Annotated in this window: 21 protein-coding genes, 8 tRNA genes, 1 rRNA gene and 1 pseudogene; 27 read left to right on the plus strand and 4 right to left on the minus strand. The window is 44.8% G+C overall.

The features are described from left to right. From KQI39_RS15895 to KQI39_RS15950, 12 genes are all read left to right on the plus strand, one after another. Positions 1 to 220 (plus strand): 23S ribosomal RNA (locus tag KQI39_RS15895); the annotation flags it as partial. Between the two features lie 84 nt (positions 221 to 304). Beyond that, a tRNA-Asp gene (locus KQI39_RS15900) sits at positions 305 to 378 on the plus strand. Between the two features lie 29 nt (positions 379 to 407). Further along, positions 408 to 480, plus strand: a tRNA-Val gene (locus KQI39_RS15905). Between the two features lie 8 nt (positions 481 to 488). Continuing rightward, positions 489 to 570, plus strand: a tRNA-Tyr gene (locus KQI39_RS15910). A gap of 7 nt (positions 571 to 577) precedes the next feature. Then, a tRNA-Thr gene (locus KQI39_RS15915) sits at positions 578 to 650 on the plus strand. Positions 651 to 665: 15 nt separating this feature from the next. Then, positions 666 to 739: transfer RNA gene (locus KQI39_RS15920), tRNA-Met, on the plus strand. Between the two features lie 5 nt (positions 740 to 744). Beyond that, positions 745 to 817 (plus strand) — tRNA-Phe (locus tag KQI39_RS15925). Between the two features lie 38 nt (positions 818 to 855). Beyond that, a tRNA-Lys gene (locus KQI39_RS15930) sits at positions 856 to 928 on the plus strand. Between the two features lie 228 nt (positions 929 to 1,156). Then, on the plus strand, positions 1,157 to 1,972 hold the full coding sequence (locus tag KQI39_RS15935; protein ID WP_021976029.1) for a methyltetrahydrofolate cobalamin methyltransferase: 816 nt from the start codon (positions 1,157 to 1,159) through the stop codon (positions 1,970 to 1,972). 147 nt (positions 1,973 to 2,119) lie between these two features. Next, positions 2,120 to 2,752, plus strand: coding sequence for a corrinoid protein (locus KQI39_RS15940; RefSeq protein ID WP_021976028.1), 633 nt, complete (start codon positions 2,120 to 2,122; stop codon positions 2,750 to 2,752). 164 nt (positions 2,753 to 2,916) lie between these two features. Beyond that, a complete protein-coding gene (locus KQI39_RS15945) occupies positions 2,917 to 4,668 on the plus strand; it encodes an ASKHA domain-containing protein (protein WP_216419538.1) in 1,752 nt (583 codons plus the stop codon). A gap of 49 nt (positions 4,669 to 4,717) precedes the next feature. After that, on the plus strand, positions 4,718 to 5,254 hold the full coding sequence (locus tag KQI39_RS15950; protein ID WP_195566860.1) for a DUF2284 domain-containing protein: 537 nt from the start codon (positions 4,718 to 4,720) through the stop codon (positions 5,252 to 5,254). Between the two features lie 530 nt (positions 5,255 to 5,784). On the opposite strand, the gene KQI39_RS15955 is transcribed toward KQI39_RS15950, so the two are convergent. Further along, on the minus strand, positions 5,785 to 6,972 hold the full coding sequence (locus tag KQI39_RS15955; protein ID WP_173762868.1) for a metallophosphoesterase: 1,188 nt from the start codon (positions 6,970 to 6,972) through the stop codon (positions 5,785 to 5,787). Between the two features lie 135 nt (positions 6,973 to 7,107). Here KQI39_RS15955 and KQI39_RS15960 point away from each other — a divergent pair, with 135 nt between their 5' ends. The 6 genes from KQI39_RS15960 (at position 7,108) to KQI39_RS15985 (ending at position 14,472) form a co-directional block, all read left to right on the plus strand. After that, positions 7,108 to 7,941, plus strand: a complete 834-nt coding sequence (locus KQI39_RS15960) for a SpoIID/LytB domain-containing protein (protein ID WP_148448250.1) — start codon at positions 7,108 to 7,110, stop codon at positions 7,939 to 7,941. A gap of 132 nt (positions 7,942 to 8,073) precedes the next feature. Continuing rightward, positions 8,074 to 9,030, plus strand: coding sequence for a peptidoglycan DD-metalloendopeptidase family protein (locus KQI39_RS15965; protein ID WP_174096094.1), 957 nt, complete (start codon positions 8,074 to 8,076; stop codon positions 9,028 to 9,030). 211 nt (positions 9,031 to 9,241) lie between these two features. Beyond that, complete coding sequence (locus tag KQI39_RS15970; protein WP_148448254.1) at positions 9,242 to 10,222, plus strand: LacI family DNA-binding transcriptional regulator; 981 nt, start codon at positions 9,242 to 9,244, stop codon at positions 10,220 to 10,222. A 414-nt stretch (positions 10,223 to 10,636) separates the two neighbouring features. After that, entirely contained in the window at positions 10,637 to 12,562 is a 1,926-nt protein-coding gene (locus KQI39_RS15975) for a PTS beta-glucoside transporter subunit IIBCA (RefSeq protein WP_216419541.1), read from the plus strand. Beyond that, a complete protein-coding gene (locus tag KQI39_RS15980) occupies positions 12,563 to 13,990 on the plus strand; it encodes a glycoside hydrolase family 32 protein (protein WP_216419543.1) in 1,428 nt (475 codons plus the stop codon). 239 nt (positions 13,991 to 14,229) lie between these two features. Further along, positions 14,230 to 14,472, plus strand: coding sequence for a GIY-YIG nuclease family protein (locus KQI39_RS15985; RefSeq protein ID WP_148448260.1), 243 nt, complete (start codon positions 14,230 to 14,232; stop codon positions 14,470 to 14,472). Between the two features lie 3 nt (positions 14,473 to 14,475). Here the strand turns inward: KQI39_RS15985 and trhA are convergent, their stop codons facing one another. After that, the gene (trhA, locus tag KQI39_RS15990) at positions 14,476 to 15,141 is read right to left on the minus strand and encodes a PAQR family membrane homeostasis protein TrhA (protein WP_148448262.1); all 666 of its coding nucleotides are present in this window, start codon (positions 15,139 to 15,141) and stop codon (positions 14,476 to 14,478) included. 247 nt (positions 15,142 to 15,388) lie between these two features. Between trhA and ppk1 the strand changes: the two are divergent. From ppk1 to KQI39_RS16010, 4 genes and pseudogenes are all read left to right on the plus strand, one after another. Next, positions 15,389 to 17,467, plus strand: a pseudogene (ppk1, locus tag KQI39_RS15995) (polyphosphate kinase 1); the annotation flags it as partial. A gap of 170 nt (positions 17,468 to 17,637) precedes the next feature. Beyond that, a complete protein-coding gene (locus KQI39_RS16000; RefSeq protein ID WP_216419545.1) occupies positions 17,638 to 18,294 on the plus strand; it encodes a hypothetical protein in 657 nt (218 codons plus the stop codon). Positions 18,295 to 18,347: 53 nt separating this feature from the next. Beyond that, a complete protein-coding gene (locus tag KQI39_RS16005) occupies positions 18,348 to 19,745 on the plus strand; it encodes a GGDEF domain-containing protein (RefSeq protein WP_216419547.1) in 1,398 nt (465 codons plus the stop codon). A 121-nt stretch (positions 19,746 to 19,866) separates the two neighbouring features. Then, a complete protein-coding gene (locus KQI39_RS16010; protein WP_148448270.1) occupies positions 19,867 to 20,415 on the plus strand; it encodes a stage V sporulation T C-terminal domain-containing protein in 549 nt (182 codons plus the stop codon). A 15-nt stretch (positions 20,416 to 20,430) separates the two neighbouring features. Here the strand turns inward: KQI39_RS16010 and KQI39_RS16015 are convergent, their stop codons facing one another. Beyond that, positions 20,431 to 20,994, minus strand: coding sequence for a M15 family metallopeptidase (locus KQI39_RS16015; protein WP_148448272.1), 564 nt, complete (start codon positions 20,992 to 20,994; stop codon positions 20,431 to 20,433). Positions 20,995 to 21,065: 71 nt separating this feature from the next. Beyond that, the gene (locus tag KQI39_RS16020; RefSeq protein ID WP_173762859.1) at positions 21,066 to 22,526 is read right to left on the minus strand and encodes a nicotinate phosphoribosyltransferase; all 1,461 of its coding nucleotides are present in this window, start codon (positions 22,524 to 22,526) and stop codon (positions 21,066 to 21,068) included. Positions 22,527 to 22,738: 212 nt separating this feature from the next. Between KQI39_RS16020 and KQI39_RS16025 the strand changes: the two genes are divergently transcribed. From KQI39_RS16025 to KQI39_RS16045, 5 genes are all read left to right on the plus strand, one after another. Next, on the plus strand, positions 22,739 to 23,230 hold the full coding sequence (locus tag KQI39_RS16025; protein ID WP_216419549.1) for a V4R domain-containing protein: 492 nt from the start codon (positions 22,739 to 22,741) through the stop codon (positions 23,228 to 23,230). A gap of 20 nt (positions 23,231 to 23,250) precedes the next feature. Continuing rightward, positions 23,251 to 24,501 (plus strand): sensor domain-containing diguanylate cyclase, encoded by a 1,251-nt coding sequence (locus tag KQI39_RS16030; RefSeq protein ID WP_216419551.1) that lies wholly within the window; start codon positions 23,251 to 23,253, stop codon positions 24,499 to 24,501. 183 nt (positions 24,502 to 24,684) lie between these two features. Continuing rightward, positions 24,685 to 24,756 (plus strand) — tRNA-Gln (locus KQI39_RS16035). Positions 24,757 to 24,876: 120 nt separating this feature from the next. Next, positions 24,877 to 25,584, plus strand: coding sequence for an acyl-[acyl-carrier-protein] thioesterase (locus KQI39_RS16040; protein ID WP_216419553.1), 708 nt, complete (start codon positions 24,877 to 24,879; stop codon positions 25,582 to 25,584). Between the two features lie 75 nt (positions 25,585 to 25,659). Then, the gene (locus KQI39_RS16045) at positions 25,660 to 26,355 is read left to right on the plus strand and encodes an L-ribulose-5-phosphate 4-epimerase (RefSeq protein ID WP_021975958.1); all 696 of its coding nucleotides are present in this window, start codon (positions 25,660 to 25,662) and stop codon (positions 26,353 to 26,355) included. The last annotated feature ends 123 nt before the right edge of the window (positions 26,356 to 26,478 follow it).

Below are 26,478 nucleotides of genomic sequence, written 5' to 3' on the forward strand. Positions count from 1 at the left end.
GACCGCTGGTGGACCGGTTGGCTTGCCAAAGCCATGGCCGGGTAGCCAAGTCCGGAAGGGATAAACGCTGAAGGCATCTAAGCGTGAAGCCCCCCTCAAGATGAGATATCCCATTCTTATGAAGTAAACCCCCTTGAAGACGACGAGGTAGATAGGGCAGAGGTGGAAGTGTGGTAACACATGGAGCTGACTGTTACTAATCGGGTGAGGGCTTGACCAAGAAACGCAGGTTAAGAATTGATTCAAAGAGTTTGATTAACAATCAACAAACATGTATGTAGTTTTTAAGGTACAAACCTTAAATGGCCCAGTGGCTCAGTTGGTTAGAGCGCCGCCCTGTCACGGCGGAGGTCGAGAGTTCGAGTCTCTTCTGGGTCGTTACAGCTTAGCTGTAATGAATTAAATATGGGATCTTAGCTCAGCTGGGAGAGCATCTGCCTTACAAGCAGAGGGTCATAGGTTCGAGCCCTATAGGTCCCATAGATTATGGATGGATTCCCGAGTGGCCAAAGGGGGCAGACTGTAAATCTGTTGGCACCGCCTTCGAAGGTTCGAATCCTTCTCCATCCACTTAAATGCCGATGTGGCTCAATTGGCAGAGCAGCTGATTTGTAATCAGCAGGTTATCGGTTCGAGTCCGATCATCGGCTTTTAACATTTAATAACGCGGGGTGGAGCAGTCTGGAAGCTCGTCGGGCTCATAACCCGAAGGTCATAGGTTCAAATCCTGTCCCCGCTATTTATGCCCAGATAGCTCAGTTGGTAGAGCAGAGGACTGAAAATCCTCGTGTCGCTGGTTCGATTCCGGCTCTGGGCATGTTTTAATGCTAAACATAGCATCAAACAATTTAATATGGGGTATTAGCTCAGTCGGTAGAGCACTTGACTTTTAATCAAGTTGTCCGGGGTTCGAATCCCCGATGCCTCACTACTTTTTAAGAGCACTGTCAAAATGACAGTGCTTTTTTCGTATCAAAAATACATCACGGCTATCCTACACATTGTATGAAAAGAAGCGTGAAAACTCCACGCTATAGAGTATGTAGATTGTAAAAAGTATCTGCTACAATAAAGACAGTTAGAAAACTACAGCATGTTTCGGGGGATTCATGGACTGTACGTTTTGTCGGAAAGAATACTTCAGGAGGTGTAGCAAATGATTATTATTGGCGAAAAGATCAATGGTTCGATTCCTTCCGTGGCAGAAGCAATCGCCAACAAAGATGCTGAATTTATCAAGGATCGTGCAAGAAAACAGGCAGAAGCGAATGCAACGTTTATTGACTGTTGTGCATCTGTTCCGGAAGAACAGGAAGTTGAAACTCTGAAATGGATGATCGACTGTATCCAGGAAGTAACAGATCTTCCGATTTCTGTAGACAGCCCCAGTGCAGATGTTCTGGCGCAGGCGTATAAATTCTGTAAAAGACCGGGACTTTTTAATTCTGTATCTGGTGAGGGAGATAAGATTGATAAGATCTTTCCAATTATGGCGCAGGAGGAAAATAAGGACTGGCAGGTTATTGCACTGTTAAGTGATGACAGTGGAATTCCGAAGAACGCAGCGGACAGACTTCGTGTATTCGATAAGATCATGGCAAAAGCCAAAGAGTACGGAATTTCGCCATCCAGGATCCACATTGACCCGCTGGTAGAGATGCTTTGTACATCTGAGAATGGAATTGAGACAAATATTGAAGTTATTTCTACTGTTCGTGAGAAATACCCTTCTATTCATATTACAGCAGCGATCAGCAATATTTCATTTAACCTTCCGGTTCGTAAGCTGATCAATCTTGGATTTGTGGTACTGGCTATGAACGCCGGACTGGACAGTGGAATCCTTGATCCTACAAACAGAGATATGCTTGGACTGATTTATGCGACAGAAGCTCTTCTTGGAGAAGATGACTACTGTATGGAATATATCGGGGCATACAGAGAAGGACTGATCGGACCTGTAAAAAAATAAAAAATGGGCTTAAGGCAAGTCTGGCTGATTGCGGAGTCTGTCAGAGAAGACTTAAGGAACATACAAAAAATACAGTCAGGTACGAAAACAGACTGTATTTGAAAAACAGATAAATGAGTGCAAATTAATTTCAGGAGGTAAAATCTTATGAGTAAAATGGATGAAGTTTTTGATCTGGTAGTGAGAGGAAAATCCAAACTGATCGCAGCAGCGGTACAGGAAGCCCTGGATGAGGGAAATGCGGCACCAGATGTTCTTGACAATATGATCAAGGCAATGGGCGTTGTTGGTGAGAAATTCAAAAATAATGAGATCTTTGTTCCGGAGATGCTGGTAGCAGCCAGAGCTATGAAAAAAGGTGTAGATGTTCTGAAACCACATCTTGCAGGTGGAAGCGCTGGTGTAGCAGGAAAGATGATCATCGGAACTGTAGCAGGAGATCTTCACGATATCGGTAAAAACCTAGTTGCCATGATGATTGAAAGTGCAGGATTTGAAGTAATTGACCTTGGCGTAGATGTTCCGGTAGAGAAATTTATTGAAGCAGTACGTGAGAATCCGGATGTTAAAGTAGTAGGTGTTTCCGCACTTCTGACAACAACCATGCCAGCTATGAAAGAAACGGTTGAAGCTCTTAATAAAGAAGATTTCCGTAAAGATATCAAGATCATGGTTGGTGGAGCTCCGATCACTCCGGAATTTGCAGAAGAGATCGGTGCAGATGCTTATACAGCAGATGCAGCTTCCGCAGCGCAGGTTGCAAAATCACTTGCCGCATAAAGTAAACAGGCAAAAAAGCGGGTATTTGCAATCCGCTTGCTTAAGGAGAAACTTGTTTGGGCAGGAATCTCCGGTATAATAGCAGATTAAGATCCGCAGAAACTAGAAAGGTATAATAGTTTCTGCGGATTTTTGACTATAGATTATAGGGGGTGGGACAGAGTATGAATACATACCGGGTGTTTTTTATAAAAGAAAAAACAGAAGTCACGGTGAAGGAAGGAACTACGGTACTGGAGGCTGAGCGAATCGCAGGTTTATCCCCGGATGCACCATGTGGAGGAGCCGGAAAATGTGGAAAATGCATGGTAAAAATAAACGGAGCTGTGGAAAAAGCCTGTCAGACAAAGATAACTACAGATATTGAAGTAGAAGCGATTGAGAAAAAATCTGAACACAGAATCCTTGTAAAGGGAACAGAGAGAGCCGTGACTTTTTCACCGGAACTGGAAATTCTGGATATTGAGATCCCGCCATGTACAGTGGGAGAAAACAGTTCAGACTGGACAAGACTTTGCGAAGCGATAAAAAGCTGCCGGAAGAAAGATATCTTTTTTCAGCCAAAACTGGAAATACTGCCTGTAATCAGCCGACTGATAAAAGAGAAAAATGGAAAAGCGAGAGCGATTATCAGCGGAGATCAGATCCTGGAGCTGAAAGAACAGGACGACAGACCGGTACTGATGGCAGCTTTTGATATTGGGACAACAACGGTGGCAGGATATCTTCTGGATGGAAAAACAGGAGAGCAGCTGGCAACAGCAAGTGCATTAAATACACAGACAGAATATGGCGCAGATGTGATCATGAGAGCAAATTATTCGCTGGAGCACAGTACAGAAGAACTTTCCACATGTATCCGGGAGCTTTTAAGAAAATTGATCGGTACACTTTGTGAAGCGGCGAAAAAATCTCCGGAGGATATTTATCAGGTCAGTGTTGTGGGAAATACCTGCATGCATCATCTTTTCCTGGGAATTGTACCGGATTCTCTGGTTCATGCACCGTATAATCCGGCCATCAGTCAGGGGCTGATGTTTCCGGCAGAAAAATTCCATCTTGGTATTCACCCGGGAGGACAGTTGGTAGCTTTACCTGTTATTGCAGGTTTTGTGGGGGCAGATACTGTAGCATGTCTTCTGGCTGTGAATCTTGAAGAAGAGAAAAAGATGACGCTGATGATCGACATTGGAACAAACGGAGAAATTGTTCTTGGAAATGAGAGACGCCGTATTGCATGTTCTACTGCGGCAGGGCCGGCTTTTGAGGGAGCTAAGATTGCCTGTGGAATGCGGGGCGCAGATGGTGCGATTGAACATGCACATCTGGTGGATGGAAAACTGGAATGTAAGGTAATCGGCGGAGGCAGACCAACGGGAATCTGCGGTTCCGGTCTGATCGATATCATAGCATGTCTTCTGGATGCGGGGGTGATCGATGAAAGCGGAAAGCTGCTGGAAAATCCGCGGGTGGTTCAGATCGATGAAAATACAAAGAAAGCATATCTTCTGGCTGATCCGTTGGAATCCGGGGATGGAAAACCGGTATATTTAAGCCAGAAAGATATTCGGGAAGTACAGCTGGCGAAGGGGGCCATTGCTGCAGGAATTGCTCTTCTGGCAGAACAGATGGGGATTACTCTGGAACAGGTGGAGCAGGTTTATATAGCAGGAGCTTTTGGAAATTATATGGACCCGGCGGGAGCATGCAGGATCGGAATGCTTCCTGGTATTCTTAAGGATCGGATCATTCCGGTTGGAAATGCAGCCGGTGAAGGTGCGAAGCTTGCACTTTTGAATAAAGAAGAACTGAAACGGGCAGAGCGACTTGCACGTCATACGGAATTTCTGGAGCTTGCGGCATTACCTGAATTTCAGGATCAGTTTGTAGATGAGCTGGAATTTCCTGAGATATAAAATCCACCAGAACTGAAACTGAATCGAAAAGCATGGGGAGGAAAACATTATGGAGCTGGAAGAATTAAAAAATATTGGAAACAGCATAGGATTTTTTAAAGTAGAAGAACTGAATATAGATAAGATTAAACTTCTTCCGGAGGTGCGCCAGATGTGCAGAACGGATAAATGCCATATGTACGGACGCAACTGGAGTTGCCCGCCTGCCTGTGGAACACTGGAAGAATGTGCGGCAGATATTTCCGGTTATAAAAAAGGAATCATTGTGCAGACAAAAGGGGAACTGGAAGATGAATTTGACGGAGAGGGAATGATGGAGACGGAAGCACTTCATAAAGAACATTTTGTAAAGATGCATGACCAGCTGAAAAAATTTTTCCCCAAACTTCTTTCCCTTGGGGCCGGATGTTGCACCAGATGTGCGAAATGCAGCTATCCGGATGCCCCCTGCCGTTTTCCGGAGAAACGTTTTTCATCAATGGAAGCATATGGAATGCTGGTAACACAGGTCTGTCAGGACAGCGGGATTGAATATTATTACGGACCTGGAACAATCACTTATACCAGCTGCTTTTTCCTGGAATAAAAGTCTTTATGAGGAGAAAGTCCCAACCGGCCAGCAGTTCTGTCATATGCAGAAAAAATTTCCGGTTCTATTTCTGCGAAAGGCTTACATAGGCTTTTGGTAGCTGTATAGCTGTGGGAAACGCGCATTCCCGGTTCTGTACATTACAGAAATCTGTGGTGGATGGAATGAAATCAGTAATCAGAAACCTGAGAACGAAGTCTTTTGTGGAAAGGATGGTATTTTATGGTATATGGCTATGGAAAACTACTGCAGATTTTTCACATAATAGCAATGCTCCTTGGGATCTTTATGGAAAAAATCTCCCGTGTACCGGCTGCAGGAAGGAATTGGACAAGGTCTTGTGGAGCGTATGCGTCGGTGCGCAAAGGAGCTGGGACATGCAATAAATACTGGGATAAAAAACAATTGAAAATAACACAGCAGAATGAACCGGAAATACGTTCAGTGAAGAAAAAAAGACACAGGATCCGGGACTGGCCGGATTCTGTGTCAGCAGAAAAACAGAGATACAGGGCAGCATGAGAAATTTATGAAAAATGCACCGTGATCGAACAGATCTCGCTATTTGTGGCAGTACGCATATTCGGGCCCCATATGCCTGCGCCGGAGGTAACGATGTTGTGCATATTTCCTTTTTTCAGGTAACCGCAGGAATTTTCCCAGACCAGGCCGGTGATGATGTTCAGAGGGAACAGCTGGCCGTCATGAGTATGACCACAGAGATCAAGGTCTGCGCCTGCGGCTGCCACTTCATCCAGCTGACCAGGCTGGTGATCCATAAAAATAATGGGGAGTGTTTTGTCCAGGGAGGCTGTAAGCTGGTCAGGTTCCTTCCGTGTGTCAGACATTTTTCGGCAGCGGGACGGATCTTTGCGGCCTGTCAGATAAAACCAGTTATCAATGAGAACGGTTTCGTCATTGAGCAGTCGGATGTTGGCGGATTCCAGAAAATCCCACATTCTGGGATCGTCATAATCTTCTTTTGCATTACGGAAAGTAAAACCGGCCAGAATTGGTTCGCTGAGATCATGGTTGCCCCAGCAGGAATAAACTCCGTATCTGGATTTCAGCGAACGAAGAATGGCCGCTGTTTTTTCGGGGTTTTTGATCCCTTCGTATTCGTTGTCAAAAATATCGCCGGCAATGCAGATCAGATCCGGATCTTCGGCGTTGATCTTTTTTACAAGAAGTTCGGCATGTTTTTCCCCGATGCTGTATCCGAAATGAATATCTGCAAGCAGGACGATTTTCAGAGAATCCATTCCCTTCACCTGCTTGTCTACTTTCACATCATAAGTTTTTGTCTTAATATTCCACTGGTTCAAAATTCCATAAAGACTGATACCGATGATCAGAAGTGTACAGACTGCTCCCGTGATTACGAAGGCTTTCCGGGAGTACAGCCAGGCCGGATGGAGCGTGTGCTTCAGGATCAGTCTGCAAAGATCAGTAGTTACGATCACAATCAGAATGTAAAGAAACGTTCCCTGGAAATAATTGGCTGTATTTTTCAGGAAACGGTGGACCACAGGCGGCTTCCGGATAAGAAAACAGGTCAGAAGAGAAGTGGACAGAAAAATATAAACACCCACAAAACATGCCCGGAACGCAAAGGTCTGGAAAAAATGAGTGCATGCACCCATCCACAGGATCATCCAGCGGACGATATAAATATTAATGAGGATATATAGTGGTGCGAGAAAGATGGCAAGCATGGTATGAGATACCTCCATTCTTAAAAATCAGGTGATATTGTAATCAGATTCCCTTCGAATTGCTATAGTATACAGCAAATAATAATTTTTTGCAAAAGAACATATATTAGGAAAAAGACCGTTTATGGTGTTTTTATGAAAAAATATGCGCTTCTTCGATATTGTCTGGTGTTTCTGGCAATTGTTCTTCCTTATTTTACGGCAGCGGCTTTTCAGGGGACGGAGATGGTCCTGGCAGAGAGGGCTCCTGATATGGAAGAATATCTTCCCATCATTGTTTTTTCGCAGATTTCCCCGGATATGAAAAAAGAAACCATAAAAGCGCAGACTGTGATCGCACGGTCGAATATTCAGAGGTGGCTTGGGGAGGGAGAAAATCTCGCGGAGATCCTCTGGGAAAACGAAAATGCAGGAGAAGTCTGGAGATATTTTTTTACAGAAAAAAATCAAATCTATCAGCAGTCAGCGAAAGAGACGGGAGGGCAGGTACTGACATATGAGGGAAAAGTAAAGCTGACACCCTGGCATAAGATCAGCGCGGGGAAAACACGCAGCGGAGCAGAGGCTTTTCATGATGAGGCGTATACATATCTGAAATCGGCAGACAGCAGCGGGGACAAAAAATCTCCGGATTATATGAAAGTTGTGGAAATTCCGGCGGGGCAGCTTTCCGGGGAGTTGAAGATCAAAAAGCGGGACAGTGCCGGTTATGTGACGGAGCTTATGGTAGGGGAAACTCTTCTGGAGGGAGAAAGTTTTGCGTCGGGGATGGGGCTGGAATCGGCGAATTTCAGTCTGCAGAAAAAAGATGATACTTATTATCTTCGGGTGCGGGGCAGTGGCCATGGTGTAGGTTTTTCACAGTTTGGCGGAAATGAGATGGCGAAAAACGGAAGCAATGCGGAGGAGATTTTGAAAAAATATTTTCCGGAGATGGAATTAAAAGAAAAATATTCAAAAAGTGAATAGACAGCCATATTCTGGACACTCTATAGATACAGAAATGGTGACTGGAAACGGTAGCAGAGTGAAAGGAAGATATTCTCTGTACTGCTTTTTCCGTTGCTGAAAATGAACATATCAGACAGAGGTGGAAAGAATATGAAAAGTAAAATTGTGAGAGGCATTATCAACGGCGGAGTTCTGGCAGCAGTGGCGGCACTTGGGATTACCGTTTATCAGCTGGGGACGAAACCTGTTGTAGAAAATCCCCAGGAGGAAAATTCTGTACAGATGGAAGAGACCGGGCTGGAAGAAGAGCTTTCGGACGGGGAAAACGCAGAGGATGCGGCAGTTGCCGGAAATGGCTGGGAAGATGCGGCACAGGATGAGATGACTGATGGAGCAGCCGGAGATGAAACTGGTCTGGCAGGAGCTTCAGAAGATGGGGCAGATGCAGACGGTGTAACCGGAAATATCCGTGAGACTGCAGGAAGCGGTGCAGCTGAAAATGCAGGAACGGATGGTAATGCAGTGGCAGAAAATGCTGGCAATAGTACTGCCGGAACCGGAAATGTAGTAGATAACGCCAACGCCGGAAATGCAGCAACAACTGGAGAAAATGCAGCAAATAACGGAGCAGAGACTTCCTCCACAGATACAGCCGAAACTTCCGCAGCCGGAATCGCAGCACAGACTTTGAACTTTACAGAGGATTCCATTATGGAGTGGCCGGTGAGAGGAACGGTTCTTGTGGATTACAATATGAATGAAACCGTATATTATCCGACGTTGGATCAGTATCGGGTCAGCCCGGCGATTTCCCTGCAGGCAGTGGAAGATGCACCGGTATACGCGGCGGCAGACGGCCAGGTGCTTTCCATTACACAGGATGCCTGCACAGGAACGACTGTGACCATGGAGCTTGGAAATGGTTATCAGGCGGTGTACGGACAGCTGAAAGACCTTACTGTGGCAGAAGGTGACACAGTAAAAGAAGGCGAAGTGATCGGAAATATCAGTGCACCGACCAAATACTATTCTGTAGAAGGTCCGAATCTTTATTTTGCAATGAGAAAAGACGGTACGCCGGTGGACCCGTTTGAGTATTTGGAGTGATGCAGAAAGTTGGAACAGCAGATATGATCATGGATAATCGCTGAAAAGGATACGGGATGCGAGTGAGATGCATCCCGTACTTTTTTTATGTCGTAAGAAGTTAAAAGTATCTTTTTTAACGGAAAGAAAACGTGTATAATCTATCTATAAATATCTGTAAAACAACGGAAAATGACAGACATAAGAGGACAGAAGAAGAGGTACATAGGTCATGAACATTAATGAAATAGCCAGACTTGCCGGAGTTTCCAGAGCTACGGTATCCAGATATCTGAACAACGGATATGTAAGCAGTGAAAAAAAAGAAGTCATCCGCAAGGTGATCCAGGAGACCGGATATCAGCCATCTTCCCAGGCGCAGACACTGCGGACGAAGAAAACCAGCCTTATCGGTGTCATCCTTCCAAAGATTAATTCCGATACCATAAGTCGTGAAGTTGAGGGAATCAGTGATATTCTTACACGGAGAGGTTATCAGCTGATTCTTGCCAATACCAACAACGATTTGGAAGAAGAGCTGAAATATCTTTCTCTGTTTAAAGAACGCCAGGTGGACGGAGTGGTTTTTATTGCCACCATGTTTACCAGAAAGCATAAACAGATGCTGAAGGATTATAAAGTGCCGATCGTGCTTCTGGGACAGCATCTGGACGGGTATCCCTGTATTTATCAGGATGATTACAAGGCAGCTTTTATGGTGACAGAGAAACTTGCGAAGAAGGGGAAAAAGTTCGCCTACATCGGTGTTACAGATAAAGATGAGGCAGTTGGTGCACGCCGTAAAAAAGGATTTGTGGATGCGCTTCATAAAGGAAAGCTTGAGATCTTGCCGGAGAAGATGAAGGCAGGCAGTTTTACCATGGATTCCGGTTATGAGATGGCGAAGGAACTTTTTGAGGAGGACCCTTCCATTGATTCGCTGGTATGTGCCACGGATACCATGGCAGTTGGAGCCATGACTTATCTGAAGGAGATCAGACTTCGCATTCCCGAGGATGTGCAGATCGCAGGGATCGGTGATGGTGTTCCGGGCAAGATTGTGGAACCGAAGCTTACTACGGTACATTTTTATTATAAGACCAGTGGGATGGAGGCAGCAGCCATGCTGGCAGATCTTATTGAGAACGATACCGGAATCAGCAAGGAAATCAAAATGGGATGTGAACTTGTGGAACGGGAATCTCACAGGTGACAGAAGCATTATTTATAGAAACATATGCGAAATAGAAGCAGATCTTTTTTGGAAAAAGAGGTTTGCTTCTTTTTTATGCCTGTTCTTATGGAATATGTACAATTTTGGCCAGAAAAATTTGTGAGATGTTGCGGATTTACAAATGAGAATGTAGTGGTTATAATACAATCAAAATATGAGAACGATTCCATATAAGAACACATAAACAAATATGAAAAACAAGCAAAGAAATGCCTGAAAAACTAATAAAAACCAAGGACTTAAGAAAAAACGGTCATTTTTAAAAGAAAAATAAATATGGAATCAATCTCATAAAAGAAACAAAAAAAGATCAGAAATTTGTTTCACAAAAAAAGGAAAGCAAAAAGAGTCTACTGCCCGCAGGAAGGACAGTAAAAGAAAAGGAGGACGGACATGGATTACAGAAAGACCGCACAGGAAATCTATGATCATGTAGGAAAGAAAGCAAACATAATTTCCGCAGCACACTGTGCAACAAGACTTCGCCTGGTCATTGCGGATAATGACAAGGCAGACAAGGAATACGTGGAGAACATCGACGGTGTGAAGGGTGTATTCTTCGCGCAGGGACAGATGCAGATCATCCTGGGAACAGGCGTTGTAAACAAGGTTTATGACGAGTTCATCCAGATCGCCGGAGTTTCCGAGAGCAGCAAGGAAGAACTGAAACAGGTGGCAGCATCCAAAGCCAATCCGGCACAGAGACTTATTAAGATACTTGGAGATATTTTTGTCCCGATCATCCCGGCTATCGTAGCCAGCGGATTCCTGATGGGAATCATGGAAGCTCTGAACTTCATGGTAAACAACGGCTTCCTGAACATCAATACCAACGGTTCCATTTATGTATTTGCACAGCTTTTCAGTAACACGGCGTACACATTCCTGCCGATCCTCATCGCTTACAGCGGTGCGAAAGTATTCGGCGCCAACCCCTACCTGGGCGCGGTTATCGGTATGATCATGATTCATCCGAATCTGCAGAACGCTTGGACCGTCGCAACAGAAGGCGTACAGGCAACACAGAAAGTATGGTTTGGACTTTACTCCATTGACATGGTCGGATATCAGGGACATGTAATCCCGGTTATCATTGCAGTATGGGTACTGGCACAGATCGAGAAGAGACTTCATAAAGTTGTACCGGCAATGTTCGACCTTTTTGTAACACCACTTGTCAGTGTTTTTGTAACTGGTTATCTTACACTTTCCATTATCGGACCGATCTTCGTAGCTGTTGAGAACGGACTTCTGGATGGAATCCAGTGGCTCATCGCTCTGCCGTTTGGAATCGGAAGCTTTATCATGGGTGCTTTTTATGCACCGACAGTTGTTGCAGGTGTTCATCACATGTACACCATCATTGACCTTGGACAGATCGCCAAATTCGGCGTTACTTACTGGCTGCCACTTGCATCCGCAGCCAACGTTGCACAGGGTGGTGCAGCTCTTGCTGTAGGCCTGAAATCAAAGAACCAGAAGATCAAATCCATGGCTGTTCCGTCTGCTTTAAGTGCATGCATGGGAATCACAGAGCCAGCGATCTTCGGCGTAAACCTCCGCTTCGGAAAGCCGTTTATCATGGGCTGCCTCGGCGGTGCATGCGGAGCGCTTTTTGCCTCCATCACCAGTCTTGGTGCTACAGGAACAGGTGTTACCGGTATCTTCGGAATCCTGCTGTGCCTGAATAACCCAGTTGCTTATATCCTGATGTTTGCCATCGCGTTCGGAGGGGCTTTCGTACTCACATGGATGATCGGATATAAAGACGAGGTACAGGAAACAGCTGAAAAAAATATCGAAACAGAGAAAACAGAAAGCGCTCCGGCAGAAACAGTTGAAGAAAAAACAGAGACAGCCAACGCTGGCGCACAGACCCTCTACAGCCCGCTTGAGGGAACCGCGATCCCGCTTTCAGAAGTAAAAGATGCAACTTTTGCATCAGAAGTCCTTGGAAAAGGCATGGCAGTGATTCCGTCCAAAGGTGAGGTAAAAGCACCTTGCGACGCTACCGTTTCTACAATTTTTGACACAAAACACGCAATCGGTCTTGCAACAGAAAGCGGCCTGGAACTGCTGATCCACATCGGCGTTGACACCGTTGAGCTTGGCGGAAAATTCTACACCGCACATGTAAAAGACGGCGACGAAGTGAAAAAAGGCCAGACACTGATCACTTTTGATATGGATGCCATCAAGGCAGCAGGTTACGATGTAACCACACCGCTGATCGTAACCAATACCGATGATTATGAAGAAGTAAAAATGCTTGCAGAAGGAACCGTAAATAACAGTTCTGAAGTACTGGAGGTAAAATAAATGAGTTCTCTGACAAAAGTGCTTGCGGAGGAAGTTCGAAAAATCGAGGAAACAGCAGCAGTGGGAAGGGCAATGCAGACAAACCGTCTGACCCATCACCTGATGCCGCCCACCGGATGGCTGAACGATCCAAACGGATTATGCTGGTATAAAGGAAGATATCACGTGTTTTTCCAGTATTCTCCATTTGAGTCCAACGGTGGACTCAAATTCTGGGGACATTATTCCAGCGAAGATATGATCAGCTGGAGATATGAAGGTGTTTCGCTTCTGCCGGACAGCATTTATGACTGTCATGGTGTTTACTCAGGCTCCGCCATTGCGGAAAAAGATAAGCTTCATCTTTTCTACACAGGAAACATCAAGATGGATGGAGATTATGATTATATCAATAACGGAAGGCAGTCCAGCACTCTCCATGTGGAGAGTGAGGACGGCGTCCATTTTGGAACAAAAGAAGTAGCCGTTTCCTGGGAGGATTATCCGAAGAATTACACCTGCCACATCCGTGACCCGAAGGTCTGGAAAGATGGAGAGGAGTACCGCATGATCCTTGGCGGCCGTCAGAAAAGCGACCAGGGTGCCGTACTTTTTTATAAATCCGAAGATCTGAAAAACTGGAAATTCGACCATGAGCTTACCACAGAGAACGCATTCGGATACATGTGGGAATGCCCGGATTATTTTACCCTTGATGGACAGGAAGTACTTTCTGTATCTCCTCAGGGACTGACCAGGGAAGAGTTCCGTTTCCAGAACATTTATCAGTCCGGATACTTTATTCTGAAGGACGGAAAGCCGGAGGAAAAAGATTTCCGGGAATGGGATCATGGTTTTGATTTCTATGCACCCCAGACATTCCAGGATGGAAAGGGCAGACGGATCCTCATCGGCTGGATGGGAATGCCGGATGCAGACGAGGAGTATGTAAATCCTACAGCGCAAAGCGAAGGATGGCAGCATTGTCTGACGGTTCCGAGAGAAGTTACGTACAAGAACGGAAAGCTTTATCAGTATCCGGTGAAAGAACTGAACGGGCTGAGAGAGAATAGGACTTCCATCAGCGGTTCCAGCGTGGAGCTTCCGGTGAACGGACCATTTGATCTGGATATTCAGGTAAAAGGTGACCAGGGCAAGGTAAGTCTTGGGGAAAATCTTTTCCTAGAGTATCAGGGCGGAGATGTGATCTTAACACTCTCCGAAACAGCCGGTGCAGGACGAAAAATACGTAAAGCACATATTCCGTCCGGTAAAGTTGAAAGTCTCAGGATCCTTACGGATACTACAGCTGTGGAGATCTATGTGAATGGCGGAGAAGTGGCTTTCTCCACCAGATATTATCCGGAGACACAGGAACAGGCTGTGAAGTTGGAAACTTCAAAAGCAGATGGAAATATTTACACACTGAAAAACTGTGTGGTTGAATAAAAAAATTCTGTGAAGAAAATCTGCAGGATCAGATTTATATTCACAGAAAATATGAAAGAACGTATAATAAAGCAGGTGGGAAAATCCGCAGCCGGAATCCCAGCCTGCTTTAAATTTTATTTTGAATGAATTACATGAATCCTTCCGGCTGCTTGAGAATAGAAGGACGGCTGCTGAAGAAACACCGGCGGCTGTCTTTACATAGAAGCAGAATAGTTTTTACAGAAGAGGAAAAATTCATGAACTACACATATATCGTGCAGTGTGCAGACGGCACACTCTACACCGGATGGACAAACTGCCTTTCCAGGCGTATGAAAGCTCATAACGAAGGAAAGGCAGGGGCCAAATATACCCGGGCCAAGCGCCCGGTGAAACTGGTCTATTACGAAGGTTTTGCAACAAAAGAAGAAGCGATGAGCCGGGAATACCGGATCAAACAGCTGACCAGAGAGAAGAAGCTGGAGCTGATGAAATTTTAGTTCTCAGTGCAGGGCCATGCCGGCTACAAAGAAATACATCACAACAAAGTGGCAGAGACTTCCCAGCATAACAAAGATGTGGAACACCTCATGGGAACCGAAATTCTTATGCTTCGCATTAAAAATTGGAAGTTTCAACGCATAGATCACGCCGCCGATGGTATAAATAATTCCGCCTGCCAGAAGCCATCCGAAACCTGCCCGCGGCAGATTGTGGAAGATCGGCACAAAAGCCAGAACACACAGCCAGCCCATTCCAATGTAAATTACAGAGGAAAGCCATTTCGGGCAGTTGATCCAGCAGCCCTTGAGGATCATGCCGATGATGGCGACGGTCCATACCAGGGCACAGAGGATATAACCGGTACGGCCGTGGAGGACGATCAGGCATACCGGTGTATAGCTGCCTGCGATCATCACGAAGATCATCATGTGATCCATTTTTTTCAGGCGGCGGTTCACCTTGGCAGTGGAGTTTACGGAATGGTAAAGGGTGCTTGCCAGATAAAGCAGGATCATAGTCAGGATAAAAACACTTACTGCAAAAACGTGAAGAATATCCGCACTTCTGGCAGCTTTCACGATCAGCGGAGTGGCACCGGCCACTGCAAGGAGCATGGCGATCCCATGAGTAATAGCACTTCCAGGGTCTTTTAATTTAAATTTCATAAAAACACCTCCTGTATGATATTCCGCAGGAATCTGTTGTACGGATGCGGAATAACAGTCAAATAATGTAGAAATTAATAAAATAACATGTAGTATTCAAAACTACATATCAAGTATACGAATACTATACCACTATTATTCGAAAATGCAACCCCTATTTTTGCAAAAATTTTATCAGAACTTAACAAACCCTTGCTCTGAAATAAACATTAGGCCAGTATACTGAGACAGAAAAAATAAGGCCCGTTTACAGGAGGAAAAAATGGCAGATACAATATACATGAACAGGGAATTATCCTGGCTGAAATTTAATGAGAGAGTACTTGAGGAGGCAGAGAATCCGGAAAATCCGCTGTGTGAACGTCTCACATTTGCTTCGATTTATCAGAGCAATCTGGATGAATTTTATATGGTCCGTGTGGGATCTCTGGTGGATCAGATGCTTCTTGCAAAAGATATCCGCGAAAACAAAACCAATATGACACCAAAGGAACAGCTGGACGCAATCCTTGCCAGAACCAAAAAACTGAACCGGAAAAGAGATGTGGTTTATGAAGAGATTATGGAAAGCCTGGAAGAATACGGCGTACATATGCTGAATTTCCATAAGATCGAAAAAGAAGACCGCAATTATCTGGAACGTTATTTTGAAGCAGAAGTGGCTCCGGTTATTTCTCCGTCTATCGTGGGAAAAAGACAGCCGTTTCCATTTCTCCGGAATAAAGAAATCTATGCAGTAGTAGTTCTGGAAACAAAAAAAGGAAAAGAAAAACTGGGTATTATTCCGTGCAGCAGTGCAGGTATCCAGCGCCTGATCCCGGTTCCCGGAAAAACAGGCACTTATATGCTGTCTGAGGAACTGATCCTTCACTTTGTTTCAAAAATCTTCAAAGGTTACCACATCAAGGCAAAATCCCTGCTTCGTATTACCAGAAATGCAGATATTGACGCAGACGCTCTTTACGATGAAGATCTGGATTATCGTGAATTTATGGTGGAGCTGATTAAGGCAAGAAAGAAACTGGCACCAATCCGTCTGGAACTTTCCAGAGAAATGGACGGAGATGTTGTTGAAACACTTTGCGATTATCTGGAAGTGGACAAGAATTTTGTATTCCGGGGAGATATCCCGCTGGATCTTTCTTTTGTATTCCAGATCCAGGATGGCCTCAGAAAAAGAACAGAGCTTTTTTATGAAAAAAGAATTCCTCAGAAATCTCCTGTGTTTAACAGCCATGAACCGATTCTTGACCAGATTGCGAAAAAAGACCGTTTTCTTTCCTACCCGTATGAAAGTATCAAACCGTTCCTTACAATGCTTCATGAGGCTGCCAATGACGAGGATGTGGTTTCCATCAAGATGACTCTTTACCGCGTGGCAAAACAGAGTAAGGTTGTGGAAGCCCTGATCGAAGCGGCAGAAAACGGAAAAGAAGTTTTCGTGCTGGTGGAGCTGAAGGCACGTTTTGATGAGGAGAACAATATTGGATGGTCCAGACTTCTGGAAGATGCGGGATGTCATGTGATCTACGGTCTGGATGGTTATAAAGTACATTCCAAACTTTGCCAGATTATGAAGAAAAAAGATGGAAATGTGGAATATTATACACAGATCGGAACAGGAAATTACAACGAAAAAACAGCCCGTCTGTATACAGACCTTTCTCTGATGACCGCTGATCCGAAGATCGGAACAGAAGCAGCCAGAGTATTCCAGGCACTGGCAATGGGAGAAACGGTTGAAGATATGGATTATCTTCTTGTTGCGCCAAAATGTCTCCAGAACAAAGTACTTGCCATGATTGATGAGGAGATTGAACATGCAAAAGCCGGAGAGCAGGCATATATCGGCCTGAAGATGAACTCTCTGACAGATAAACGTATTATGAACAAGCTGGTGGAAGCATCCTGCGCGGGAGTACATATTGATATGGTAGTCCGCGGTATCTGCTGTCTGATCCCGGGAGTAAAAGGACAGACAGAAAATATTCATATTATCAGTATTGTGGGACGTTTTCTGGAACATTCCCGTATTTATATTTTCGGAACACAGGAGAGGGCAAAGATCTATATTTCATCTGCGGACTTTATGACAAGAAATACCCTTCGCCGTGTGGAAGTGGCAGCTCCTATCGAAGATCCGGATATCCGGATGCAGATCCAGGAAATGTTTGTGACAATGCTCAGTGATAACCGTAAAGCAAGAACCATGAACAATAAAGGAAATTATAAAATCGAACCATCCGATAATGCCCCGCTGAATTCCCAGGAAGTATTTCTGGAGCAGGCATACGACAACGCTGCTCCTGTAGTTATGGAGAAATAAGAAAACAGAATGTAAAAAGCGGGGTTTTTCTTCGATAATATGTCTGTACTGTGATAAGATAAAAACAGTGTTCCTGCAAATGAGTGCAGGCGGAAGGGAGAATTTATGGCACACAGGAAAGTAGTGCTCTGTCTGTTAGGCGCGACTCTGGCAGCATCCCTGTTCAGTGGATGTTAAAAAAGTCGGACCCTGTTACAGTTACAGTATGGACGTATTATAATGGTGATCAGCTGGATGCTTTTAATGATCTGACAGAGAAATTTAATGATACAGTTGGAAAGAAAGATGGTATTACCGTAGAAACCAAGAGTCTTGGAACCGCGGAAGATTTGGAACAGAATGTCCTGGCTGCGGTGAATGGCGAAGTAGGAGCATCCGAAGTACCGAATATTTTTTCTGCATATTCAGATACGGCTTATACCATGGATCAGAGAAGTCCGGAAGATACAATTCCAGCATTATATATTCGGGATCTGGATCCGGATTCGCTGCCGCCGGTAAAAAATACGGATCTTCTGATGGAGAGATCTCCTGTGGAACTGGTAAAGTCCATGGGGATTTCTACAGATAAGGGCTGGAAATCACAGATGTTTGTTTCGGATGAAAGTACTCAGAAAATTATATATCCGGTTTTTCAGAAAGCTTTTAAAGATCAGGGCCGGCTGGATGCCGCAGATTATGGCCACTGGACAACAGAAGATTATATACTGGACGGCGACAACCGTTCAGCAATTGCCTATTCCATTCCATTAATCCTTTCAGATGGAACTGTTTATGGTGTTCTTGGAACAGAAATGCACCGTTTTTTGACGAGCAGTGGATACTGATCGGTGCGGTTGATACGGGACAGCTGTTTTCTTTTTCCTGGCATGTGATAAAAATGCTGGCAATGACAGTATTTCTCACTGTGCTGGTGGGAGTTCTGAGCAGCCTGGTGATCAGTTTAAGGCTTGCCCGACCAGTAAGGAAGCTTTCCGGTGAAGTGGAGGCAGTACAGAAAAATAACAGTACCTCACTTCAGTTTTCGGATACAGGTATCCGGGAACTGGATCAGTTTGCCGATGCGATCATACAGATGAATCAGGATATGATTACCATATCCACAAAGTTCCTGCGTATTATGGAAATGGCCAGTGTGGAACTTGGTGGTTTTGAAGTGCGGATGGATAATGAGAGCGTTTATGTGACGGATAATTTCTTTTCCATGCTGGGAGTAGAAGAATCCTCAGAAAAACCTGTGACAGGAAAACAGTTTGTGGAATTTTTGAAGAATTTTGACCGCAGCTGTTCCTATACGGTTGGAAGTGATGGCGCAAAAGTCTATTGTGTGGAGCATGCCGGAGGAGAAATCCGGTATGTCCGTATGGAGATAAAGACAGAGTCTGACCGGAGAATCGGACTTGCGGAAGATGTTACCAAAGTTACCCGGGAACGTATGAATATTGAACATGAAAGAGATTATGATACACTTACAGGTCTTTACAACAGACGGGCGTTCCAGCGGGAAAGTGAGGCGCTGTTCCGGGAACATCCGGAGAAGCTTAAAACTGCCGCGTTTGTAATGATTGATATGGATAACCTGAAGTACACAAATGATAATTTTGGACATGATTTTGGTGACCGTTATATTCATGAAGCGGGAAGAGGATTTGCGGAATATGTACCGGAAGGAACTCTGTGTTCCAGGATTTCCGGCGATGAATTTAATCTTCTTTTCTATGGTTATGACAGTAAGGAAGAAATCCGAAATGTGATTGTTGAAGTAAAAGCAGCCATCGACAGAAAATTTGTGCTTCTTCCAAGTGGACGAAAACTCCGGTTAAGTATTTCCGGAGGTATCGCCTGGTATCCTGAAAACTCAACGGATCTGAAACTGTTGAAAAAGTATGCGGATTTTGCAATGTATCAGGTAAAACGTTCCGGTAAAGGACATTTCCAGGAATTTGATCTGGAAGTTTATGACCGGAGTGCAAATGAAACGGAGAAACGGAAGCAGTTTTTGCAACTGATTCGAAAAGAAGAACTCACGGCCATTATCCGCGATATCGATATAGATGTAGATAAACAGCAGATTGTGGCGAATATTGTAGACTATGCCCATCAGCGAGGAATGTATATTATTGCAGAAGGTGTGGAAACGAAGGAAGAGCTGGAGAAAGTTCTGGAACTTAAGGTAGATCTGCTTCAGGGATATTATCTGGCACGGCCGGCAGCAGTACCACAGGAAGTCAATCCGGATGCAGTAAAAATTATCAGAGAAAAAAGTCGGGAAATTTAATTTTCCCGATTTTTTTATATACATATTTCTCCCATTTTTTCACATAATAACCATACAGATAAACCAGTAACTGCCGGAAGTGGCAATGAACAGATAAAAAGTACAGGAGGAATTTGGAAAGATGAAAGCAACGGGAATTGTTCGCAGGATTGACGACCTGGGCAGGGTAGTGATTCCGAAAGAAATACGAAAGACGCTGCGGATTAAAGAGGGAACGCCTCTGGAAATTTTTACAGACAGAGAAGGACAGATCATTCTGAAAAAATATTCGCCGATCGGAGAGCTGACTTCTTTTGCGGAAGAATATGTAGATGCACTGGTGCAGACTACCGGGCTGGCAGCCTGTATTACAGACCGGGATCTGATAGTAGCGGCATCCGGCAGCGGAAGCCGGGAACTGGAGGGAAAAGAGATCAGCGCGGAACTGGATGAAATTATTGCAGGCAGAGAGGGAAAATTTATCGACGGAAACGGCAGGGAAAAAATGTCGCTGGTTTCCGGCGGAGAAGATTCCTTCTGTGGAAAAATGATACAGCCGATTCTGTGCGCCAGTGATGCCATCGGTTCCGTGATTCTTCTTGGAAAAAATGAAAAAACGGTGTTGGGAGAAAAAGAAAGAGCCCTGGTCCGTACTGCGGCCAGTTTCCTTGGACGGCAGATGGAACAGTAAACAAAAATCCGGCAGTCAGGGCGGATGTGGGCAGCGGGAGGGAAAGCTGTGGTATTCTTCCAGAGTTAGGTTGGTGATGGTAAGCCAGGATGCCAGCGGTTTTGTCACATAACGGATGTGCCAGGGCTCATAGGGAACGCCGGTGATTTCCTCACGGTTTTTCGGATATCGGAGAATAAAACCGTAGAGCGGAGCGTTCTTTTTCAGCCATCTGCCTTCACCAGTTTCGGAAAACTTTTCGGAGAGTTCCATATGGATGGAAGGACAGGAAACGTCCAGGGCAAGTCCGCTCTGATGCTCGCTTGTTCCTGGCTCTGCCACAAAAGGGCTTCCTGTAAAAAGTTCCTGTTGCCGCCTGAAAGAACGATATCCGGAAACTGCCCACAGATTCAGACCACATCGGTGGCAGGCGTGAAAAAGCTGGGAGGCGGCTCTGGCAGTCTGACATTCCAGCAGTCGTTTGGGATCCCCGGGAGCTGCTTCAAATGGCAGGCCGATATCAATGAGATGTTCCGGTACAAAGGCTTCCGGCAGAGGATGTTCCCGGTTGATCAGACGGGTGTAAAAATCTCTGTGCATAAAAAACCCCCTTTCCTTATCCATAAGCTTATGAAAAGGAAAGGGGGTTTATGATTGGAGATTTTTTTCAATTAGAGAGTTTTTTCGCTCATTTCTTCCAGCAGAGCTTTTTTCATGTCATAAAGCGGCTGGGAAAGATCTACATATACTTTCTGCGGATTTACAAAACGTCTGGACTCATCCCACAGTGTGTTCTGCTCCTGTTTGCAATAGTCGCGGAGTTCCATGACAGACGGAGACTTGTAAACGCTCTTGCCACCTTTGATTACCGGAACAAGAAGCTCGCGGAGTTCGTAGGTTCCGCCCAGAACTTTTGTCTTTTTCCAGGTGTCAACCGGGTCGAAGATCACCATGGTCTCTTCCGGATCAAATTTCTCATCTGCAAGGCAGATCAGGTCTGCTTTGATCTTGCCGGTCTTCTTACTGTAGATACGGTATACAGTCTTGTTGCCAGGGTTGGTAACTTTCTCTGTGTTTTCGGAAAGTTTGATCTTCGGCTGGAAGGTGTCGCTGTCAGCGTCTTTTACAGCGGCAAGTTTGTATACGCCGCCGAATGCCGGGTTGTCATCGGCTGTGATCAGCTTGGTTCCAACACCCCAGGAATTGATCTTGGCATCCTGGGCTTTCAGGCTCTCGATAAGATATTCATCAAGGTCGCTGGATGCGGAGATGGTAGCATCATCAAAACCGGCAGCAGCCAGCATCTTGTAGGCTTTTTTGGAAAGATATGCAAGGTCACCGCTGTCGATACGGATTCCGTAGTTCTTCAGCTGGATGCCTTCCTCTCGCATTTCTTCGAATACGCGGATGGCGTTGGGGACACCGGATTTCAGGACATCGTAGGTGTCAACCAGAAGAGTGCAGGAATTCGGGTAAAGTTTGGCGTAGGTCTTAAATGCGGTGTACTCATCCGGGAAGCTCATAATCCAGGAATGAGCATGGGTTCCAAGAACCGGAACGTCAAACATCTGGCCGGTCAGTACGTTGGAAGTACCGGCACATCCGCCGATCACTGCGGCTCTGGCACCGAAGATTCCGGCATCCGGACCCTGGGCACGGCGAAGACCGAATTCCATGATCGGATCACCCTTGGCTGCGTGGCATACACGGGCTGCCTTGGTAGCGATCAGGCTCTGATGGTTCATGATGTTCAGGATTGCGGTCTCTACAAGCTGTGCTTCCATGATCGGTGCGATAACTTTTACCATTGGTTCTCTCGGGAAGATTACGGTTCCTTCCGGGATTGCATAGATGTCACCGGTGAACTTGAAGTTGCTTAAGTACTCAAGGAAATCTTCCTCAAAGATGCCAAGACTTCTCAGATAGGTAATGTCTTCTTCGGCGAAACGGAGATTTTCGATGTATTCGATCATCTGCTCCAGTCCGGCACAGATGGCAAAACCGCCGCCACATGGATTGTTGCGGTAGAACATATCAAAGATAACGGTCTGGTTGGTGGGGTTTTTGAAATATCCCTGCATCATGGTAAGCTCATAGAGGTCCGTGAGCAGAGTAAGGTTGTTTGCTCGCATAAAGTTCTCCTTTAAGTGCCTCCGGATATTGTGACCGGAGGAAAATACACGGTAGTTTCCGTTCTTTTTTTATAAGGCTTATTATAACACAAAGGAGGGGATTGTAAAATTTTTTTTACAGAAGGACCAGATTTTTTGATATGTACAAAAATGGATGGTTTTTGTATTTTTTTATTGGAAAAAGGTTACATAAAATTGACACCGGAAAATGAATGGATTATTTTAAATATGATGCCAAATGCAGAGGAAATCTGGGAGATGAGCTTCCGGTAATGGTATATCGGATGCTGGAGTATTCCCTGAAAGATGAACTGAAGAACCGGTTTGGAAAAGAGGTTCAGATTGATGTATTCCGAAGTGCAGGCCGTAAAGCAGGAGAATATTTTGCAAAAAATATGCTGAATCTGGATGTGCCGCTGGATCAGTTTGTCAATGAACTTCAGAAAAAAATGCAGGAGCTGAAAATCGGAGTTCTCCGCATTGAGGATGTAAATGAAGAAACCGGAAAAATTATCCTGACCGTTGCGGAAGATGCAGACTGTTCAGGACTTCCTGTTCTCGGAGAAACCGTATGTAATTATGATGAAGGTTTTATAGCAGGAATCCTTTCTCTGTATTCCGGAAAGCCATATACAGCGGTAGAAGTTGACTGCTGGGCAACGGGAGACAGAGTTTGCCGTTTCCATGCGGATGTAGAGGAATGATCGGAATAGAGGTTTGATAAATGGAAGACAGAAACTGCGAACTGTTATTTGAATATCTGAGATCAATTTTATACGACGCTGAGGTAAAAACTCTGGATACAGATTGCCTGGATGAGCCTTTTCGAAAACTTGGAATGGGTTTGCAGTATCTGGAAACAGCAGTAAAGGAAATGAAACAATGTTCTGCCGCATTATCCAGAGGAGATCTTTCCAGTTTTAAACCTGCCAGAGAGAATTTCCTGTGCGAAAATCTCAAAAATATCCATGCGAACCTGAATCATCTGACCTGGCAGGCCAAGCAGGTAGCCAAGGGAGATTATTCCCAGACAGTTTCTTATCTGGGAGAATTCTCGGAGGCTTTTAATACCATGACAGAGCAGCTTCGGGAGAGGGAAAAATCTCTGAAACTTATTGCTGAGCAGGAAAAGAAACATGCGGAGATGGCAGAGAGTTACAGTCAGCTGCTGATGGAATTGATCGCAAGAAGCGAAGAAGAAATTCTGGTGATCAGTCTGGACGGCCAGAGTCTTCTGTACAGTAACCGGAGATCGGAGGATGAAGTACGGAACTGGGATGTTTATAAGCAGTGGATCGGTCAGATTGAGCAGAAAACGCAGAAGAATAACAGACGAAAGGAACTGTATGAATGGAAGTGGGAAGCAGAAGATTCTGATCACCGATTTTATGCCATTACTACCGGCAAGATGAAATGGCAGGGAGAATGGGCGTATGTGAATATTGTTCAGGAAGTTACGGAAGCAAGAGTCAAGGAAGAACAGCTGAGAGCGGAAGCGTATCAGGATATGCTCACCAGGATTGGAAATCGTTTTTATCTGAAAGAAAAAGCAGAAGAGATTTTGAAGACAGGGGAGCCGGTTTCGGTCTGCTACTGTGACCTGGATCACCTGAAATATATTAATGATACGTTTGGCCATCAGGAAGGCGATGCATATATCCGGTTTTTTGTCAGGATCGTAAATGAGAATATCCGGGAAGAAGATGTTTTTGCCCGGATCGGCGGAGATGAATTCTGTATTCTGATGAGAGACTGTGCAGGAGAGGATGCAAAGAAGCGCCTGGCAGATATTCAGAAACAGTTTGTCCTGAGAGAAAAAAAGAATTATGCCCGCAGCTTCAGCTGTGGAATTGTGGAAGTTCCCCGGAATCATAACAGGGTGGATCTGGATACATTGCTTCATGAGGCTGACGAAGTGATGTATGATCAGAAGAGGGAACATAAAAAAGAATATCAGAGTGAACTTGGAATATAAATATTTGTTTTACTGTATAACTGAAAAATGCCGGGAAGCCGCATAAAATAAGGCTTCCCGGCACTTTGAAAAAGTTTTTTAGAAAAAAATAAAAAAATTTGAAAAAAGGGGTTGCAATTTTAAAAAAGCTGTTATATAATATCATTCGTCGCAAGCGATAAGGCAAGCGAAACAAAAACACATAGGGCTATCGCCAAACGGTAAGGCAACGGACTCTGACTCCGTCAGTTCAAGGTTCGAATCCTTGTAGCCCTGCTTCTTGAGCACCTCGATGAGAGGTGCTTTTTTGTTCTATGAAATAAGAGAAAAAACAAGTGTGTTTCTTTAGAACAAGTGATACAATAAATTTGTAGACAGTATAACAGGAGGCACATTATGAGCTACAGTTTTGAAAGTCGCGTAAGATTCAGCGAGATCGGAGAGAAGGGCTGCCTGACGCTGCCGGGAGTTCTGGATTATTTTCAGGACTGCTGTACCTTTGAATCTGAACAGACAGGTCTCGGAATGGAAGTATTAAAGGCACAGAAAAGAGCCTGGGTACTTTCCGCATGGCAGGTAATTGTGAAGAGATATCCAAAGCTTGGTGAAAATATAAAAGTAACAACAATTCCTTATGGATTCCGGGGCTTTATCGGAATGCGTAATTTTATTCTTGAGACAGCGGATGGCGAGAGACTGGCCTGGGCGAATTCTTACTGGTCCTTTATCAACACAGAGACAGGACTTCCGGAAAAGCTGACACCGGCGGACACCGATCCTTATGATCTGGGAGAGAAGATGGAAATGGATTATGCACCGAGAAAGATCGCGCTTCCGAAAGAGCGGAAACCGAAGGAATCTTTTGCCGTACAGAAACATCATCTGGATACGAACCACCACGTAAACAACTGCCAGTATATCCGAATGGCAGCTGATTTTCTGCCGGAGGATTTTGCGGTCCATCAGCTTCGTGTGGAGTACAAGAGACAGGCTGTCCTTGGAAATGTAATGATTCCGGAAGTATATATGGAAGCAAATAAGGCAACGATAGTTCTCAATGCGGAAGATCAGGAACCCTACGCTGTGGTGGAATTTACAAAGTAATCAGAGCTGTTTTAAACAGCATGGATATATTACGAAGTGGATTGTAAAGACACTTTATAAAAGGGAGGAAACGCAATGCTGGAAAAATTAAAAGAAGAAGTTTACAGAGCAAACATGGATCTGCCGAAATATGGCCTGGTTACGTTTACCTGGGGAAATGTCAGCGGCATCGACAGAGAAAAAGGACTTTTTGTCATCAAACCAAGCGGTGTGGATTATGATAAACTGACACCGGAAGACATGGTTGTTGTTGACCTTGAGGGAAACAAGGTTGAGGGTAAATACAATCCATCTTCTGATACAGCCACACATGTGGTACTTTACAATGCGTTTCCGAAGATTGGAGGTATTGTGCATACCCATTCATCCTGGGCTACAAGCTGGGCACAGGCAGGAAGATCCATTCCATGTTATGGAACAACACATGCGGATTATATTTACGGAGAGGTTCCATGCGTGCGTAACCTGACAAAAGATGAGATCGAGGAAGCCTATGAGAAAAATACCGGTATTCTCATTGCCGACTATTTCAAAGATAAAGATTACGAAGCAGTTCCGGCAGTCCTCTGCAAAAACCACGGACCGTTTACCTGGGGAAAAGATGCACATGAGGCTGTTCACAACGCAGTTGTCCTGGAAGAAGTTGCCAAGATGGCTTCCCGCTGCGAGCTGATCAATCCGGATGTAAAACCGGCGCCGCAGGAGCTTCAGGATAAACATTACTACAGAAAACATGGCGCAAATGCCTACTATGGACAGGGAAATAAATAAGAACCTATAAATGAGCAAGTTCGTGATTTTGCATAAAAGAAAGACACCTCGATTCCATGTGTTGTATAATGAAAGTGCCAAAACAAACATTTGCAACATTTACGAAAGAAGGTGTCTCTCGCA

Origin of the sequence: Blautia sp. MSJ-36, assembly GCF_018917985.1 — a bacterium.
In the GTDB taxonomy this organism is placed as follows: domain Bacteria; phylum Bacillota; class Clostridia; order Lachnospirales; family Lachnospiraceae; genus Blautia_A.

What these genes read in the sequence shown, in the direction of transcription:
- KQI39_RS16000 (WP_216419545.1), top strand. Translation starts at nt 17,638, where the DNA reads ATGTTAAAAAAGTCGGACCCTGTTACAGTTACAGTATGGACGTATTAT.
- KQI39_RS16040 (WP_216419553.1), top strand. Translation starts at nt 24,877, where the DNA reads ATGAGCTACAGTTTTGAAAGTCGCGTAAGATTCAGCGAGATCGGAGAG.
- KQI39_RS15940 (WP_021976028.1), top strand. Translation starts at nt 2,120, where the DNA reads ATGAGTAAAATGGATGAAGTTTTTGATCTGGTAGTGAGAGGAAAATCC.
- trhA (WP_148448262.1), bottom strand. Translation starts at nt 15,141, where the DNA reads ATGAAATTTAAATTAAAAGACCCTGGAAGTGCTATTACTCATGGGATC.
- KQI39_RS15970 (WP_148448254.1), top strand. Translation starts at nt 9,242, where the DNA reads ATGAACATTAATGAAATAGCCAGACTTGCCGGAGTTTCCAGAGCTACG.
- KQI39_RS15965 (WP_174096094.1), top strand. Translation starts at nt 8,074, where the DNA reads ATGAAAAGTAAAATTGTGAGAGGCATTATCAACGGCGGAGTTCTGGCA.
- KQI39_RS16010 (WP_148448270.1), top strand. Translation starts at nt 19,867, where the DNA reads ATGAAAGCAACGGGAATTGTTCGCAGGATTGACGACCTGGGCAGGGTA.
- KQI39_RS15960 (WP_148448250.1), top strand. Translation starts at nt 7,108, where the DNA reads ATGAAAAAATATGCGCTTCTTCGATATTGTCTGGTGTTTCTGGCAATT.
- KQI39_RS15935 (WP_021976029.1), top strand. Translation starts at nt 1,157, where the DNA reads ATGATTATTATTGGCGAAAAGATCAATGGTTCGATTCCTTCCGTGGCA.
- KQI39_RS15975 (WP_216419541.1), top strand. Translation starts at nt 10,637, where the DNA reads ATGGATTACAGAAAGACCGCACAGGAAATCTATGATCATGTAGGAAAG.
- KQI39_RS15945 (WP_216419538.1), top strand. Translation starts at nt 2,917, where the DNA reads ATGAATACATACCGGGTGTTTTTTATAAAAGAAAAAACAGAAGTCACG.
- KQI39_RS16045 (WP_021975958.1), top strand. Translation starts at nt 25,660, where the DNA reads ATGCTGGAAAAATTAAAAGAAGAAGTTTACAGAGCAAACATGGATCTG.
- KQI39_RS15980 (WP_216419543.1), top strand. Translation starts at nt 12,563, where the DNA reads ATGAGTTCTCTGACAAAAGTGCTTGCGGAGGAAGTTCGAAAAATCGAG.
- KQI39_RS15950 (WP_195566860.1), top strand. Translation starts at nt 4,718, where the DNA reads ATGGAGCTGGAAGAATTAAAAAATATTGGAAACAGCATAGGATTTTTT.
- KQI39_RS16015 (WP_148448272.1), bottom strand. Translation starts at nt 20,994, where the DNA reads ATGCACAGAGATTTTTACACCCGTCTGATCAACCGGGAACATCCTCTG.
- KQI39_RS15955 (WP_173762868.1), bottom strand. Translation starts at nt 6,972, where the DNA reads ATGCTTGCCATCTTTCTCGCACCACTATATATCCTCATTAATATTTAT.
- KQI39_RS16020 (WP_173762859.1), bottom strand. Translation starts at nt 22,526, where the DNA reads ATGCGAGCAAACAACCTTACTCTGCTCACGGACCTCTATGAGCTTACC.
- KQI39_RS16025 (WP_216419549.1), top strand. Translation starts at nt 22,739, where the DNA reads ATGGATTATTTTAAATATGATGCCAAATGCAGAGGAAATCTGGGAGAT.
- KQI39_RS15985 (WP_148448260.1), top strand. Translation starts at nt 14,230, where the DNA reads ATGAACTACACATATATCGTGCAGTGTGCAGACGGCACACTCTACACC.
- KQI39_RS16005 (WP_216419547.1), top strand. Translation starts at nt 18,348, where the DNA reads ATGCTGGCAATGACAGTATTTCTCACTGTGCTGGTGGGAGTTCTGAGC.
- KQI39_RS16030 (WP_216419551.1), top strand. Translation starts at nt 23,251, where the DNA reads ATGGAAGACAGAAACTGCGAACTGTTATTTGAATATCTGAGATCAATT.